General features: G+C 45.9%; 15 protein-coding genes and 1 pseudogene. 8 read left to right on the forward strand and 8 right to left on the reverse strand.

The window, feature by feature from the left end:
- Nucleotides 1–5 precede the first annotated feature (5 nt).
- Complete coding sequence (locus Q5691_RS21000; RefSeq protein WP_333307320.1) at nt 6–626, forward strand: DUF6391 domain-containing protein; 621 nt, start codon at nt 6–8, stop codon at nt 624–626.
- A gap of 225 nt (nt 627–851) precedes the next feature.
- Here Q5691_RS21000 and Q5691_RS21005 read toward each other — a convergent pair whose 3' ends face one another.
- Nucleotides 852–1,622, reverse strand: coding sequence for a Uma2 family endonuclease (locus tag Q5691_RS21005; RefSeq protein WP_333307317.1), 771 nt, complete (start codon nt 1,620–1,622; stop codon nt 852–854).
- A 195-nt stretch (nt 1,623–1,817) separates the two neighbouring features.
- Here Q5691_RS21005 and cax point away from each other — a divergent pair, with 195 nt between their 5' ends.
- On the forward strand, nt 1,818–2,918 hold the full coding sequence (gene cax / locus Q5691_RS21010; RefSeq protein ID WP_333212121.1) for a calcium/proton exchanger: 1,101 nt from the start codon (nt 1,818–1,820) through the stop codon (nt 2,916–2,918).
- A gap of 170 nt (nt 2,919–3,088) precedes the next feature.
- On the opposite strand, the gene Q5691_RS21015 is transcribed toward cax, so the two are convergent.
- Together Q5691_RS21015 and Q5691_RS21020 are read right to left on the reverse strand one after the other, a co-directional pair.
- Nucleotides 3,089–3,733, reverse strand: a complete 645-nt coding sequence (locus tag Q5691_RS21015; protein ID WP_333212098.1) for a hypothetical protein — start codon at nt 3,731–3,733, stop codon at nt 3,089–3,091.
- A gap of 202 nt (nt 3,734–3,935) precedes the next feature.
- On the reverse strand, nt 3,936–5,600 hold the full coding sequence (locus Q5691_RS21020; RefSeq protein WP_333212100.1) for a DUF655 domain-containing protein: 1,665 nt from the start codon (nt 5,598–5,600) through the stop codon (nt 3,936–3,938).
- Nucleotides 5,601–5,791: 191 nt separating this feature from the next.
- Here Q5691_RS21020 and Q5691_RS21025 point away from each other — a divergent pair, with 191 nt between their 5' ends.
- The 3 genes from Q5691_RS21025 (at nt 5,792) to Q5691_RS21035 (ending at nt 8,549) form a co-directional block, all read left to right on the forward strand.
- Entirely contained in the window at nt 5,792–6,196 is a 405-nt protein-coding gene (locus Q5691_RS21025) for a DUF7682 family zinc-binding protein (protein ID WP_333212102.1), read from the forward strand.
- Nucleotides 6,197–6,451: 255 nt separating this feature from the next.
- Nucleotides 6,452–7,642, forward strand: coding sequence for a cysteine desulfurase family protein (locus Q5691_RS21030; RefSeq protein WP_333212104.1), 1,191 nt, complete (start codon nt 6,452–6,454; stop codon nt 7,640–7,642).
- Between the two features lie 250 nt (nt 7,643–7,892).
- Entirely contained in the window at nt 7,893–8,549 is a 657-nt protein-coding gene (locus tag Q5691_RS21035; RefSeq protein WP_333346785.1) for a hypothetical protein, read from the forward strand.
- Between the two features lie 71 nt (nt 8,550–8,620).
- Here the strand turns inward: Q5691_RS21035 and thiL are convergent, their stop codons facing one another.
- The 3 genes from thiL to Q5691_RS21050 form a co-directional block, all read right to left on the reverse strand.
- Nucleotides 8,621–9,715: a thiamine-phosphate kinase gene (gene thiL / locus Q5691_RS21040; RefSeq protein ID WP_333346787.1), complete on the reverse strand. Its 1,095-nt coding sequence runs from the start codon at nt 9,713–9,715 to the stop codon at nt 8,621–8,623.
- 32 nt (nt 9,716–9,747) lie between these two features.
- A complete protein-coding gene (locus tag Q5691_RS21045; protein ID WP_333212110.1) occupies nt 9,748–10,062 on the reverse strand; it encodes a hypothetical protein in 315 nt (104 codons plus the stop codon).
- Nucleotides 10,063–10,304: 242 nt separating this feature from the next.
- A complete protein-coding gene (locus Q5691_RS21050) occupies nt 10,305–11,429 on the reverse strand; it encodes a peptidylprolyl isomerase (protein WP_333212112.1) in 1,125 nt (374 codons plus the stop codon).
- Between the two features lie 582 nt (nt 11,430–12,011).
- Between Q5691_RS21050 and efp the strand changes: the two genes are divergently transcribed.
- The 3 genes from efp to Q5691_RS21065 all read left to right on the forward strand — a co-directional run bounded on the left by efp (nt 12,012) and on the right by Q5691_RS21065 (nt 13,749).
- Nucleotides 12,012–12,569 carry an elongation factor P gene (efp, locus tag Q5691_RS21055; RefSeq protein WP_333058573.1) on the forward strand — a complete coding sequence of 186 codons (558 nt, stop codon included), beginning with the start codon at nt 12,012–12,014 and terminating at the stop codon, nt 12,567–12,569.
- A gap of 199 nt (nt 12,570–12,768) precedes the next feature.
- Entirely contained in the window at nt 12,769–13,326 is a 558-nt protein-coding gene (accB, locus tag Q5691_RS21060; RefSeq protein WP_333212113.1) for an acetyl-CoA carboxylase biotin carboxyl carrier protein, read from the forward strand.
- A 30-nt stretch (nt 13,327–13,356) separates the two neighbouring features.
- Nucleotides 13,357–13,749, forward strand: a complete 393-nt coding sequence (locus Q5691_RS21065) for an ArsR/SmtB family transcription factor (RefSeq protein ID WP_006631662.1) — start codon at nt 13,357–13,359, stop codon at nt 13,747–13,749.
- A gap of 115 nt (nt 13,750–13,864) precedes the next feature.
- Here Q5691_RS21065 and Q5691_RS21070 read toward each other — a convergent pair whose 3' ends face one another.
- Both Q5691_RS21070 and Q5691_RS21075 read right to left on the reverse strand, forming a co-directional pair.
- Nucleotides 13,865–14,620 (reverse strand): GerMN domain-containing protein, encoded by a 756-nt coding sequence (locus Q5691_RS21070; RefSeq protein WP_333212115.1) that lies wholly within the window; start codon nt 14,618–14,620, stop codon nt 13,865–13,867.
- A gap of 425 nt (nt 14,621–15,045) precedes the next feature.
- Nucleotides 15,046–15,170 (reverse strand): annotated as a pseudogene (locus Q5691_RS21075) (photosystem II q(b) protein); the annotation flags it as partial.

Consider the following 15,170-nt stretch of genomic DNA (forward strand, 5'->3'; position numbering starts at 1 on the left):
TTGATATGACAACTACTGCTTCTGCTTCCGGCCGCACCGGCCAGTTTCCCTTCGACTTTGCCCCGCAGCCCACTCAAGATGCTGATTTGTTGCGACAACTCAATTTTGTGCCCGGTTTGAAGGAAGTCTTGACTTTGCGCCAAGTTCATGCTCTGGAACACGCTACTGTTTGGGTACTGGGCCAATCGTTTGGTGCGACGACAGCAAGAACCGATAATGAGTTATTGGGCGGGATGTCCACAGACCAAGGGTTTTATCTGTATGGCCACGTTAACATTGCACAGTTGCGTCAGGCAGTGCGCGAGGCTTGGCAGCGGATTGCCAGCGGAGAGTGGGATTTAGCTGTACATCCCCGCTGTGGCACGAATTTGTCGGTGGCAATGCTGCTAACGGCAGGACTTGCTGTTGGCATCAATTTAGCCCTGCCTCGCGGGCCCATTCTGCAACTTTTAGGTTTGGGTGCAGCGGCTGCTGCTGCGGCTCAGTTAGCCCCTGATGTGGGAGCTCTGGCTCAGCGGTACGTTACAACTGCTATTCCGTTTAATTTGAGTGTTGTTGATATTACTGTAAGTCACGACTTCTGGGGACGCGAAGCTCATTTTGTGCGGGTGCGTTGGGTTGAATAGTTGCACAGTATCAAGGGCGATCGATATATCTAACTCATCTGCGTTAATCTGTGTTTATCTGCCTGTATCTGCGGTCAAAAAAATAGAATTTTGCAACCGCAGATGACAAGGGATTGACGCGGATTCACGCAGATGAAAAGCATAGATATCTGAATAATTCCGATGCAGGGCGGATTTGATATAACTAATAACAATTAACTTATGACTTCTGGGTCATCCAAGCTCCTAAATGCGATCGGGATCTACTCCTAATTCTCGCAACCTCGCCGCCAATCTTTCAGCCCGTTGGCCCTGCTCATCAGCCCGTTGGCGCTCCACCGCAGCTTGCTGCTCAAGTTCCTGGAACCGAGCTTGTTCTGCTTTAATCAACCCTTCAACTAATGGCGGAGACAGTATTTCATTCACTGATAATGTCAGATTGGGAAATACTACAGATACCATTTGTTGCCCCGCCCTAAAATCTGTCTGGGTATAGATATCTTCACCTTCAGGAAAGGCTAAAACTCGCACCAATTCTTTGTTAGGTGTAGGGTCAATAATTACATATTCAGGTACGTTAGCTAGTTCGTACTCAGCTCGTTTAATCACATAATCGGCGCGCCGATTTTGACTCACTACTTCTATGACTAACAGGGGCTTTTCCTCAAAATCGAGGATACCAGAACCTGGTCTAGCAGCAGCTTGTTCCAAAAGACTTTGAGTGCAAACAACTACATCAGGAATCCGAGAGGTATCTTCTTCTGTTCTTACTCCCAGACCTGTTTTTGCTACTAAGTCAAGATTGTGTTCAGCTAGGTAACGCTGCAATTTGTAAACTAAGTATTCGCAAATTTTGATATGTAAAACTGTTGCGGTTGGCATCGGAATTAATTTGCCTTTGTACAGTTCATATTGTAGATCGGAATCAGTTTGATAAAATCGGTATTCTTCAAAGGTCAAGGTGGGTGAAGTATCAATTTGCTTTGATTCAACAACTGGCACTACAGATTGAGACATATCTTTTCACCGATGTCGATATAATTCTATTATATTCAATCTGCCTCGATCTGGGTGCATTTGCGGTTAAATATTCCCAATTTATCGCTCGCACTCGCCAGCAGAATTGTCAGAGAATAGTTGAATAGTGTAAAATCAACTTTGCGATCGCCCCGACAACTCGACCTCACCCTTCTTTACACCATCCGAGTTCCTATGTCAATCAAAAAGATTCTTTCCATAGCGCTGTTAATTTTCATCCCCATTTCCATCGCCGCTGAGTATTTGCACTGGGGCTCCCTCGCAGTTTTCATCACATCCGCTTTAGGCATTATACCTCTGGCGATTTGGTTGAGCACAGCAACAGAAGAAGTGGCGATCGTTACAGGCCCCTCCATAGGCGGCTTATTAAATGCAGTCTTCGGCAATGCTACGGAATTAATTATTGCAATAGTTGCCTTGAAAGCTGGCTTAATTGACATTGTGAAAGCCAGCATAACCGGTACAATTATCAGCAACTTGCTCTTAGTCATGGGATTTTCCATGCTGTTAGGAGGAATTCGCTACAAAGAACAAGAATTTAAGCCAATTATCGCGCGAGTGAACGGTTCGACAATGACTCTAGCAGTGATTGCCATCCTGCTGCCGACAATGGTAATTTACACATCCAATGGAGTCGAACCCGCAGCCATTCAGAATCTTTCCTTAATAACTGCGATCGTCCTAATTGCAGTTTACGCTCTAACTCTGCTATTTTCCTTAAAAACTCACAGCTATCTTTACGATGTGAGCTTACTAGAACTAGAGTCAGAAAATCCTCAAAATACCAAAGAGGAATCTACTGTACACAAACCGAATTTGTGGTTGTGGATAGGAGTGCTAGTTGCCTCAACTGTTGCTGTTGCTTTTGAATCAGAAATTTTCGTGGGTGTTGTCGAAGAAACTACCAAAGGATTGGGATTGACGCCACTGTTTACAGGGGTAATTCTGTTGCCGATTGTTGGCGGCGCGGCCGAGTATGTAACTGCGGTGGGAGTTGCCATGAAAAACAATATGGATTTGTCAGTTTCTGTCGCAATGGGTTCGAGTTTGCTAGTTGCTTTGCTGGTAGCGCCGGTGTTAGTAATTATCGGATTAATAATTCATCAGCCGATGGATTTAAACTTCAATCCTTTTGAAGTAGTTGCAGTTGCCATTGCCGTGACAATTGCTAATCTAATTAGTCTTGACGGGCGATCGAATTGGCTCGAAGGAGTGTTGCTTTTAGCAACATACATCGTGTTAGGAGCCGCATTTTACTTTCACCCCATTACTTGATTTCTCGTGGAACAGGCACTCCGACCTGTTCCACAAAAACTCAATTAATTTTCTTAACTGGTTCCTAGGCTCTGCCTGGTAACGAGTAATAACTTATCTTGTTTCTGGTTTGTTATTCCTCTTTGTCTTCTGGCCTGAATTAAATAAAATAATTTTTGGACAGAAAGTAGTTAAGGACAGCGACATTGTTGAACAGGAAAACACTCTTGTCTGCAACTTCTTTTTCTGCCTTTACGATCGCGACAATCAGAAGTATCCCGACATTCTACCTGATCTTGACAAATTTGCTGACGGGGAAAAGTACCTAAGTTTTGTATAGAAACTTCAGCCGTAAGCGCACCCTGTTCTATAACTTGGTCATTTTCTTTAATTTCATAGAGAAACTTATTTTCTCCCTCTAAAACCGAAAAAGTTCTTGTTTTGTGACTGTTACCCAACTTAAATCCAAAATCCTCGGAGAACTCACCTTTATTGTAACCTCGGTCTGTGTAAGGATAGGGATTAGTTTCCATGCCATCAGTCACATTTTTAATCATTACCCTTCTGTTAGGACCGGGAGGAGTCTTGCTGGAGACAAATCGAGCGCTTTGCGAATCAGGGGAGAAGACAGTACCGGCACACGGACCTACATATTCAGTGCGCTTAAATTGAATTAAATTAATATTAAAAGCGTTTTCGTTTTTGACCCTAAATTGTGCTTCGCTAGTCTGCTGGGCGCTAACTGTGAAAGCTGCTAGCGCCAAAAAAATTGCCCCCAGAAAAATAGCTAGAAATTTGATTTGTGGCCTCCCCGTAACAAATCTGGCGTGTTCCATCTCTCTCTACCTCTCAGTTGAATAAATAGCATTTTGTTTAGAAGTTATTTTAACTTGAGAGCTGATGTGTTGTCAAAGTAGATCCAATAGGTTTCTAGTGAGGACTTGAGTCTTTGATCCTGAGTTGCGAAAGGGAAAACTGAACTCCTGAGTGCGTGCGAACTTTGTGGAGTCAGGAATGAAGTCCTGAGTACGAACTTAACTACCAAGTTACTCGATCGCGCCATCTCTCTAAAAGCTTGTCCCCAATGCCCTGAACCCGCGCCACGTCGTCCAAAGAGGTGAAAGGTTGCTGTTTGCGCGCTGCAATAATTCTCTCGGCTAACTTCGGGCCAACCCCAGGCAAAGTTTCTAATTCTTCCTGAGTCGCGGCATTCAAATTAACTAACTTTTTTCCCGCAGCAATTTGAGGTTTAGCTGTCGCCGATTTTGATGCTGCTTGTAGTGAATCGCACTCTTTTTTCTTAGCGTCAATTCTCTGTTTGATTCGGGCGGGAATTCCCAAGGTTGCACCTTTGTAAAGCCGATCGAACTCCCGCTCAAAATGGGCTGCAACTACGGGACTCTCGATCGCCAGCAGCGTCTCATCATTCCCGTGATTTGCAGCCTCACTCCAGTTGTGAGAACCTGTAAGCACCGTTTTGCCGTCCACAACGCCGAATTTGTGGTGCAGGCGATCGCCCATTGGTAACAGCGGGACTCCCACAGTAGTCAGTGGCTTTCTCCAAGGGCGATTGTCAGTTTCTAACCCGCAATCTTGCATCAAAGTCGCCCCCATCATATCCAACCCTTCACTGTAAGAGCGATAAATAAAATTAGAGTCAATTAAAGCTCGCACCGCAACTCCCCGGCTAGCTTCAATTTCCAAAGTATTTGACAACCGCTGAGCCGAAAATACAAACAATGCCAAATCGACCGACTTTTTCGCACTACCCAAAGTTCGATTTATCAAACTGTTAACGCTTTTTTCCCAAGGCAAAGTCTGGGAAGTCGGCGAAAATTGCACCGCAATTGTCGAATTCCCTACTCTTACTTTTTGCACTTGACGAAACGGCTTTTTGATGCCAAACTTGCTGTCCGGTTTTCCTCCGGGCCCGTCGCCCCACATGAGGTTAAATTCTTGAGTAAATAGTTGCGCTATTTGAACATTTTCAATTCTCACCAAATTGTTCGCATTGCCGCGACTTGCTGGTGTCTTGAAATCGCCATGTATATCACTTGTGGTAAAATTAGCAGAAGTGACGATTACGGTTTTGCCATCAATTACCACAAATTTGTGGTGCATCAAACCGCTGCCTTTGCTGCCGTCAGCAGTGTCATCAATTACAGGAATACCCGCATCCTTGACAATTACCAAAGCATCATTTTGCTTGATTTCATCGGCAGTCAATTTACCGTCTTTATTGCGATCGGCAAGTTGGACAAATTCGCTATAACGATCGCGCTCTCTTTCCGGTAATTTCGCTAACTCCTGACCTCTAAAATCGCTCCAAGGGCGACTATACATATGTTCAACAATTAATCTCACTTTAATTCCCGATCGCTGTCGATCGGCCAAAACCCTCGCAATACTGGGCAAGCGAAACTCCTGAACCGCTACATCTACCGTCGATCTAGCACTGGCGATCGCCACAGCGACCAATTTTTCCAAATCATCTCCAGGTCTAGTTTGCTGGCGGTAAGGCTCTGTATAACTCGAAGCGATCGACTGATTGAAGTATACTTGCAACAAGGGGTCTTGAGGCAATGGAGCCAGACTGAGAGGTAAATTCTGCACGTCTTGCTTTGTTTGTCCGCAGCCCGCCAGATTGATCGCCACCAGCCCAGCACAACACAAACCGAGTAAATGATAATAAAATACAGTCACAAAATTTTAAACAAAATAGAGGTTATTAGCCGAACCAAAGTTCAAAGTTATTGGATCAAGTAAAGTTACAACTTATTAAATTTATGCAAGGGAACAGATTTTACGTCTTGTAGAACTGCCTCGATGCCGGAAGCATCACTGGTAGGGTAGCAGCATTCAGGGGCGTGGGTCAAACCCTATACCGCTGCTTTATGGCTAAAAGAAAAACAATTTTTCCGTGCGGTCACAAAGGATATGGTAAAGCGTGCCATCGCTGCACGCAAGAGTTGGTGGCGCAGCAGCATTACGTTGAAGTGCTGGCAGAAAAACAAACCAAAAAACAAGAGAGGGAAGCATCATTTGCTAGAGATATCATCGATCTCAGAGGCCTGCCCGACCACGTAGTTACTAAAGCCCGGTCAATTATAGCAGCTTTGGGCGACAATAAGAATTACAGAGATTTCGGCGGCAAACGCCTGCGTCACAACCGTTTAATAATCAGTATTCCTGTAACTCGCAACTACAGAATGCTGTGTGAAGATTGCGGCACTTTCTTAATTCCCCAAAAAGTATTGTCCCACGAAGACTACAACGTCTGCAAACCAGGAAGTCATTAGTCAGTTGACAGTTGGCAGTTGACAGTTGACAGCTTGCAAGAGAGAAGGGTTGGGAGTTGAGAGTTGACTGTTGGGAGTTAGGATTTGACAGTTGTGAGTTGGCTTGGCCGTTATTAGTTGGCAATTGGCGGTTGCGATCAGTCATAATTTAACAATCATGAGTCATGAGTCAATAATCATTTATGCCTTTAGGATAAGTGCCTTATTCATTAGGTAGTCAATCATTCATTATTAGTTCGTCATTTAATTAAAGCCATGCAAATTTATCTCGACTATAGTGCTACAACGCCGACACGCCCAGAAGCGATTCAAGCCATGCAAAAAGCTCTCACTCAGCAGTGGGGAAATCCTTCCAGCTTGCACGAGTGGGGACAAAGGGCTGCGACAGCTTTAGAATTAGCAAGAATGCAGGTTGCTAGCTTGATTAACGCGCTACCGGAATCGATAATTTTTACGAGTGGTGGCACTGAAGCGGACAATTTGGCAATTATGGGAATTGCCCGTCTTTATACAAAGCCGCAGCATATTATTATCTCCAGCGTAGAGCATTCCGCAGTAGCAGAACCGGCGCGACAACTCGAACATTTGGGATGGGAAGTGACGCGCCTACCGGTGGATAAGTTTGGGCGAATTCACCCTTTGGATTTGCAAGAGTCGCTGCGATCGAATACAGTGTTAATTTCAATCATTTACGGACAAAGCGAAGTTGGCACGCTGCAACCAATTGAGGCATTAGGACAAATTGCGCGCGATCGCAATATCATGTTTCATACCGACGCAGTTCAAGTTGCCGGCAAGCTGCAAGTTGACGTACAGAAACTGCCCGTAGACTTGCTTTCTCTTTCGAGTCACAAACTTTACGGGCCACAAGGTTCCGGGGCGCTTTACGTGCGTCCGGGAGTTGAATTAGTGCCAATGTTAAGCGGTGGTGGCCAAGAATTGAAAATGCGTTCCGGGACACAAGCGCTGCCGGCAATCGTCGGTTTTGGGGTGGCGGCGGAGTTAGCATTGCAGGAAATAGATGTGGAAACACCGAGGTTAATTGGATTGCGCGATCAACTTTTTGACCGATTATCCCACATACCCAGTTTAGTACCAACTGGCGATCGATATTGTCGGCTGCCGCACCACGTCAGTTTTTGCATAATCTCCCCTTCCTCCCGCCCTTACCAGCAGAGAGATACAGGGCGAATCACAGGCAAAACTCTAGTGCGGCAGCTAAATTTAGCAGGAATTGGCATTAGTTCCGGTTCTGCTTGTAGCAGCGGCAAACTAACTCCCAGTCCGATATTATTAGCAATGGGATATGACGAAATCGGCGCAGTGGGTGGAATTCGCTTGACTCTAGGACGAGAAACCACAGAAGCTGATATCGATTGGACAGTAATTGCGATCGAGCAAATTGTGGATAGATTAATGCCAAAGGTAGCATTATCTAGGCGTTAGCAGGAAGAAAAGTCTGCGGTTACAATTCCCAAGAAACCGGGTCTTTTCCCATCTCATCCCAATCTAACGAAGTATTCCCATAAAAACCCGGTTTCGACGCATCCACCTCTCCCAGACTAAACGAAATTCATCTGCGTCCATCAGCGTACATCCGCCGACATCTGCGGTTAAAATTCCCAAGTGAAGTAACTCAGAAAACCCACCCCAAGCATGATAAAATAAATCCCGGTGTTATTCACAACTCCCCACCATGGACGAAAACCGCGCCCAAGCCTATCTGCAATTAATTCACACCCTGCTGAATGCCCCCAACGGAGACGAAGCGCAAATATTACAGGATAACTCAGAATTACTCGATCGCGGATTTCTGGAAACTTGCGAGTTAGTAGCCTCAACCTTGGCAGAACAAGGAGGAGAAAATGGCGCTAATTTCCTCCGACATCTAGCTAGTTACCTAGCGCCACTTATCGATATGAACGATGACGGAGATAGCAATAACTCTGCCAGTAAAAATTTCCAAGAGTATGCAAACTTTTTCCTAGAATTATTGCAAGCCGAACAAGATAGCAACGGGGATACAGCAGTAATTCACCCCATGCTGGAAGGGCGACAGCATCTCCTCAATGTCACTTTTGCCGAGACTTTACAGCAAGTAGCGCAGAAGTTAATAGCCGGCGAAAACTCAGAAACAATTAGCTCAATTATCGGCCTTATAGAAAATTTGAGTATTCATATTAGTGACTTTGCCAGTGGGAATAGAGCGAATAATATTGAAATTGCCATTACTGGTTATCAAATAGTTTTAAATAATCGGGAACCTGGTAGCGACAAATGGATGCAAACTCAAAATAATCTGGCTACTGCCTACAATAACAGAGTCAACGGTTCGCTCGCGGAAAATCTGTAACGGGCAAAAACCAGGCGGTTGAAACCGCGTCTACACAAACGAAGTCCGCCTATGTGGAGAAGCGAGATAATTCAGAAGTGTTGAAATCCTCGATCGAGCTTTAATACAGTATCAGGATAAATGCCGCTGCTATCAGTTAACCAGATATCGGTGCTATCCGTAGCGATTCCCACTATCGCGGCTCGGTTTCCTATTTTTTCTACCAATAACTGAGCGCTGGTTATTGGCAAAAACAGCACTAACTCGAAGTCTTCGCCGCCGTATAATGCCCAATCTAAAGCTTTTTGGGTTGATACAATTTCGCTGAAAATATCGGGAATTGGTATTTTTGTACGATCGACTTTTCCGCCAACACCGCTAGCCCGACAAATTTGAATAATCGCATCTGCTAAACCGTCGCTGCTGTCCATTCCGGCGATTGCAATTGGGGATTGAGTCCCCCCCGGCCCCCCCTTGCTAAGGGGGGGAGAATGGAAATCTTGCTTCCCCCCCTTAGCAAGGGGGGGACTGAGGGGGGGTTCCATCGCGCCTTCGGAAGCTAATATTTCCCAAACAACCGGCAACACATCCAGCCTCGGTTTAGGGCGCTGGTGAGCGACAATTAAAGAAGTTCGATCTGCTTCTGTAAGATTTTGCCCGAATTCTGGATTTAACAGCAATTCTAATCCCGCGCGGGAGGCTCCGTGAACCCCAGTAGCGACAATCGCCCAGCCCGATCGCGCATTTGACCGACTAATGGTACGATCGCACTCAACTTGTCCAAAAGCCGTAATCGCCACAGTCACAACCAGCGATCGCACAACATCCCCACCGACGATCGGCGTATGATATTCTTGCAAGCAAGCCGTCATTCCCCGATAAAACTCTTCAACCCACTCCACAGCCGTATCCGCCGCCACAGCAATGGCTACAGTCACCGCCAGAGGCTTTGCTCCCATCGCAGCCAGATCCGACAAATTCGCCGCTGCGGCGCGCCATCCTGCGTAATAAGGCCCCGTAGTGCGATCGCTAAAATGCACTCCATCCACCAACATATCTGTAGTGATAGCCAGAGATTGGTTGGGATTTGTAGCCATGACAGCGCAATCATCACCCACTATCTCTGCGGGGCAGAATTTTTGCAATATCCTTAAAAGGCCTTGTTCACCGATATCTTTAACTTGCATAAATTTGAATTAGTCGATCGCGCTTTCTCACTTCACCATTCCTTACCCGAACTCGGTGGTAAGCGCAACCTAGGAAACCTATAAAAAGTATCTCCTTCATCATCTACCTCTAAAACCGCCGAAAAAATCTTAACTTGCCGAGTTAAATACTGCTGAGCAACTTCAGCCTCAACCCTAGCATTAGCCGCCAGTTGAATCAGCGAAATTTGACTGTTTTGAGTTTCCAACAACTGATAAAAAGCCTCATCTAACCGCTGCTTTTGCTTGTTTTCATTCACATTTTTTACAATCAACAAGCCTGCGAATCCGCCCAAACCCATTACCAATAAAAATTGTAAAATAGCCATATTCTCGATTGAATTCCTATTTTCAATAACGAAACTATAAAAATTATCTCTTCTTCCAGCCTGATTCCGGCGGGCTTTGTCTGTGTAAAACTGATTTCAATCGCCGTCATCTGTATTTAGAAAAGATTTCAATGCCTGTCACTATTGATTTTTTCAGCCCGCGCAGGCGGGCTTTGTTTCTGTAAAAGCGATTTCAATCGCCGTCACTTTGGTGTAGAAGCGATTTCAATCGCCGTCATTAATTAAACTTGAGGTCGCACCAAATTTTCGATTCCTTTAACTACCTTAGCAGAAACAATCTTGTCTCCCTGCTTCAGTTGCTCCAAAACTTCTTTTCCTTCAATCATGTAACCAAAAACAGCATAGCGGCCGTCCAACAGATTCAGGCCAGCGGGCGTGAGTTCAGGTTCAAATAAGAAAAAGAAAAACTGAGAAGAAGCGCTATCAGGGTCAGTTTCTGTACGGGCCATAGCCACAGTACCGAAAGCAGAAAAAGGCAAAACAGGTTCGTCGCGATAACGCCCCGCATCTTCTAGAGTAATCCCGTAAATAGGTTCTTTTTCCTCCCTGACGAGCACTTCTAGCGGTATATTCCGGTATTTGCCAGTAGTTGGGTCAATAAAACCCTCTTCCCTGCCTTCGGGGTCTCCCGTTTGCAAAACGTAGGATTCTTCCGATCGAATAAACGGCAAACCGTCATAAAAACCTCGATCAACTAAATCCACAAAATTACCAGCCGTAACCGGGGCGCTGTAGCCGTCAACCACAACAGTAATTTCCCCTTTTTCAGTTTGTACAGCCACAGTAGCGCGCCCTTTCAGTTGAGGCAGATTAGCATACTTGGCCGGCACTTCAAACGGAAACTTTGTCACCATCAATTCTTCGATTTCGCCTACCGAACCTAAGATTGTGGCTTTCAAGTCAATCACTTTGTCCCTGTCTTTAGCCTCAACAGCCTTTTCCAGTTGAGCAACTTTCTCCTTGACTCCTGCAACTAGCGCCTCAGCTTCCGGCTTTTTGGCGTCGGGAATACTCTCTAAAAGGTCAGATTCCCGAAGGTTGAGAATTCTGGAAGCTTTACTGACATCGCTGCTAATAGGCCCCCAACGTTTAGACCGTATATGGTTGCCAATGTCTTCGAGACTGACTTGCAACTCCCGTACAGTCTGATTGTCAATAGGTAAAGCGAAGCGCAGCAGCGCCCGGCCGTCCGTAATCGCATTCCCCGCAGGCATACTGCTGCTGGGCCGTTTGGCATGGGAGACTGCACTGAAACTCAGGGAGAGAGTGAACAGCAAGAGCGCTAAAGCGACGGTTTTGACCCAGCGCTTGCACGTATCGATCGAGAAATTAGGCCAATGCAACATAACTTTAACTTTTATTGCCTCTCTTATCTTCCCACAGCGCTGCCCGCCCTCTAAGCTGCTACCTATCTAAAGTGTCTGTTGGTTTGGCTGGGGAGGGAGTTGCCAACTAACAACAGTCAATCGATTTTAGATTTTAGATTTTAGATTTTAGATTGACCCCACGGATAAATTCGGGGGCTTGTTGATCGGATACAGGTTTTTTATTTCTGGGTCCTGAGTCTGCTTTCGGAATGAATCACGTGGCGGGTATCCTGGATGCTTGATTGTCAACTGACAACAGCCCACTGCCCACTGCCCACGGCCACTAACATTTCAGTAAAGCACTTGCTCCCTTTGAACGGTAAAATAAAATGCCAATTGCTTTTTGATGCCGTCAGCTAGACTGCGGCTTTAACCTGACCCGCTCAAAAACGGATACAATCCCCAGACTCCTGTCGTGGAGAGATCAAAATTTTAGACCAAGGTTCAATCTCCCAAATTCATCTGTGGAGTAAATCTCAAATCTAAAATCTCAAATCTAAAATCGACTGACTTTAGTTCCCCCGTGCCGGCAAGGCGACGGGATTGCCCGCAAAAATTTATATGATCTCCAGTAACGACTTTCGACCAGGTGTTTCAATTGAATGGAATAACGGCGTGTGGCGGGTTATCGAATTCCTCCACGTCAAGCCAGGAAAAGGCTCGGCTTTCGTGCGGACAAAATTAAAAAACGTCCAAACCGGAAACGTAGTAGAACAAACCTTCCGGGCGGGCGAGACTATGCCTCAAGCCAACCTGGAAAAGAGTGTGATGCAGCATACCTATAAAGAGGGCGACGAGTTCGTCTTTATGGATATGGAAACTTACGAGGAAAGTCGCCTCAATGCTAAGCAAATAGGCGATCGAGTCAAGTACCTCAGTGAAGGGATGGAAGTCAGCATCCTGCGCTGGAACGACCAAATCATGGAAGTGGAACTGCCCAACTCTGTTGTCTTGGAAGTGCTGCAAACCGATCCCGGAGTCAAAGGAGATACTGCCACCGGTGGCAGCAAACCCGCGATCGTCTCCACCGGAGCTCAGGTTATGGTGCCTCTATTTATTTCCATTGGAGAACGGATTCGGATTGATACTCGTGAAGACAAGTACCTCGGCCGAGAATAGAAACGAGGGAATAAAAGGGAGTTTTTAGTTTTTAGTTCTGAGTTATGAGTTAAAGAATTCCAAATTCAATACTCATCGCTCACAGCTTAAAAACTATCCCTTTTTCCTCCAAAGTCGTTGATGCTCCTAGCTTCGCCTGATTCTGAATTTTCAATTTTCAATTCTCAATTTTCAATTCTCAATTACCCTTGAATCTGCTGTGCAACTAGACTTAAACCAGCTTTGTGACCTGCTAACTGTATTAGACAAAACTGGCATTTCGGAACTCACCTTAAAAAGTGGGGATATCGAACTGACAGTACGCAAAGGCATTCTGGCAAGTTCACCAGGCACCTCTGCTGCGCTCCCTGCTGCTGTGGCGAGTGTCGCTCCGAGCCTGTTGGGCGCTGTTGCTAGCCCCACCTTAGCGTCACCTCCTGCTGTTGACCAAAATTTAGCAGCGGATCTGGCTGCCCCTGTACTCGTCCCCCCTGTCGCCGCACCTACTGCCGTACCTGCTTCTGTCGATACGAAATGGGTGCCAATTATCTCGCCAATGGTAGGAACCTTTTATCGCGCTGCTGCTCCTGACGAGCCACCTTTTGTCAATGTGGGCGATCGCATCAAGGTCGGCCAGACAGTCTGTATTATCGAAGCGATGAAGTTGATGAACGAGATCGATGCTGATGAAGTGTCCGGTCAAGTGATGGAAATTTTAGTTCAAAATGGCGAACCTGTCGAATACGGTCAAGTGTTGATGCGAATTAATCCGGATTGAAGGATTACTTTATTGTTATGGACAGAATAAATGCTAATATTTCCCGATCACTTCTCTCCGGTGAGTTTGATGAAGTCATCCCAGCCTGTCCCGCAAGAGGTTGTGCAACAAGTTGCTGAGTATTTCAGTATTTTGAGCGAACCCATGCGTTTACGAATTTTGAACTTGCTTCGCGACGGCGAAAAATGCGTGCAAGAATTGGTGGAAGCTACTCAAACGAGTCAAGCCAATGTTTCTAAGCACCTAAAACTCATGCTCCAAGCTGGTATCCTCACTCGCCGGAGTGAAGGGACTTCAGCTTATTATAAGGTGCAAGACGAGTTAATTTTTGAGCTGTGTAATATGGTGTGCGATCGGCTTGCCAGCCGGATCGAACAGCAAGCCCTACACTTTCGGGCATTTAGCCTAACTACAAAGCACTGAAAATTAGTTGCCAGTCCTCAATCCTCAACCCTCAGTCATGAGTCATCAGTTATCAATTCCTATTCTCGGCCTTCAGACCGATGACTAATCACTTGTAACTAATGACTCATAATTACTAAAGGGGAAAATTTTTGTCAAAACTTTGGCGTGTACTCGGCTGAGCCACCTCCAAACCTTCGCCACCCAAAAGTTCTAAAGGCTTGCCTTCCACCGAAATCCAAACCTTGGTATTCGGTTGTAAACTCGTAGCCGTATAGATAACTTGCCCTAACCGGCCAGTCATCGAATTGCTCCCTCCCCCCGAAGTAAATTCGGCCGACAAATCGACATAAACTCCGTCATTTTTGACACTCAAACCCCTGAGTTTTGTCCCATTAGGAATTTCGCTAGAAACAGTTCCATCCTTCGGCCCAGCCAACAAACTGTTAAAAGCAGCTTGTAAAGCTGCATCAGGCTTGTCAGCTTGTTTGACAGCTACTTTCGTAGGAACTCCCTCAAATTTGCCGCTGGCATCTTTAACCCAGTAGACTTGCACTGTCTGGACATCAGTCTGCGGCAAAGGCTTTGGCTGCGGCGATTTTGGGATCAGAGCGTTAGGCGTCTGAACCTGCGGCGTCTGAACCTGTGGCGTCTGAACCTGTGGCACTTGTACAGGATTTGGAGGGGGTACGGGGATAACTACAGCAGGAGATTCCGCTGGACTTGGGGACAGCGCCGGAGCGGTAGTTTGAGCAGAAGACGGCGTATCTGCGGGGGTTGGCGAACGGTTCGCAGTCCACCAGGCAATGCCCCCTCCCGTCAGTAAAGCCAACCCGCAAACACCGGCAATGACGGCTGTGGAGACGCGGCGTACTTCTTGTCCATCTTTCATAATACAAATCCTCTTTAGAAATAGAGCGCTTGGGACGGTGAGGAGCGACTCCCGATCAGCTACATTTGTCTATGGTTAGATTCTGGAATTGACACAATTGCATTGCTGCTAGCGAACACTTTATAGCAAGCCCAACATATTCTGAATCCGACTATTGGAATCCTAGACCATAATATAAGATTTCGCCCGTGGAGTATGTCACAGTATCTCGATCGGCCTAGTGGCTATATTCTATAGTAATCATAAAAAATTAAAGAATAAAGGAATAAAAAATAAGTAAAAAGCAAGAAGGAAGGCAACGGAGGTAAGGGGGGTAACGGATTTAAGGGATTTAACGGATTGAAGCAGGTCTCTAAAAAATATTTTCCCCAAACAAAAAGCGCCCCTATTACTAGGAGCGCTTTTTGTCAATCGATAGCTAAAACTTAGCCATTGATAGAAGGAGCAACCATTGCTACTGGGGTGACTTCACTAGCAGCCAAATCAAGCGGGAAGTTGTGAGCATTGCGCTCGTGCATTACTTCCATACCCAAGTTAGCGCGGTTGATCA

Source organism: Microcoleus sp. w1-18aA5, from assembly GCF_036701705.1.
Lineage (GTDB): Bacteria > Cyanobacteriota > Cyanobacteriia > Cyanobacteriales > Microcoleaceae > Microcoleus.

What these genes read in the sequence shown, in the direction of transcription:
- Q5691_RS21045 (WP_333212110.1), bottom strand. Translation starts at nt 10,062, where the DNA reads ATGGCTATTTTACAATTTTTATTGGTAATGGGTTTGGGCGGATTCGCA.
- efp (WP_333058573.1), top strand. Translation starts at nt 12,012, where the DNA reads ATGATCTCCAGTAACGACTTTCGACCAGGTGTTTCAATTGAATGGAAT.
- Q5691_RS21005 (WP_333307317.1), bottom strand. Translation starts at nt 1,622, where the DNA reads ATGTCTCAATCTGTAGTGCCAGTTGTTGAATCAAAGCAAATTGATACT.
- cax (WP_333212121.1), top strand. Translation starts at nt 1,818, where the DNA reads ATGTCAATCAAAAAGATTCTTTCCATAGCGCTGTTAATTTTCATCCCC.
- Q5691_RS21025 (WP_333212102.1), top strand. Translation starts at nt 5,792, where the DNA reads ATGGCTAAAAGAAAAACAATTTTTCCGTGCGGTCACAAAGGATATGGT.
- Q5691_RS21065 (WP_006631662.1), top strand. Translation starts at nt 13,357, where the DNA reads ATGCTAATATTTCCCGATCACTTCTCTCCGGTGAGTTTGATGAAGTCA.
- thiL (WP_333346787.1), bottom strand. Translation starts at nt 9,715, where the DNA reads ATGCAAGTTAAAGATATCGGTGAACAAGGCCTTTTAAGGATATTGCAA.
- Q5691_RS21070 (WP_333212115.1), bottom strand. Translation starts at nt 14,620, where the DNA reads ATGAAAGATGGACAAGAAGTACGCCGCGTCTCCACAGCCGTCATTGCC.
- Q5691_RS21015 (WP_333212098.1), bottom strand. Translation starts at nt 3,733, where the DNA reads ATGGAACACGCCAGATTTGTTACGGGGAGGCCACAAATCAAATTTCTA.
- Q5691_RS21030 (WP_333212104.1), top strand. Translation starts at nt 6,452, where the DNA reads ATGCAAATTTATCTCGACTATAGTGCTACAACGCCGACACGCCCAGAA.
- Q5691_RS21035 (WP_333346785.1), top strand. Translation starts at nt 7,893, where the DNA reads ATGGACGAAAACCGCGCCCAAGCCTATCTGCAATTAATTCACACCCTG.
- Q5691_RS21050 (WP_333212112.1), bottom strand. Translation starts at nt 11,429, where the DNA reads ATGTTGCATTGGCCTAATTTCTCGATCGATACGTGCAAGCGCTGGGTC.
- Q5691_RS21000 (WP_333307320.1), top strand. Translation starts at nt 6, where the DNA reads ATGACAACTACTGCTTCTGCTTCCGGCCGCACCGGCCAGTTTCCCTTC.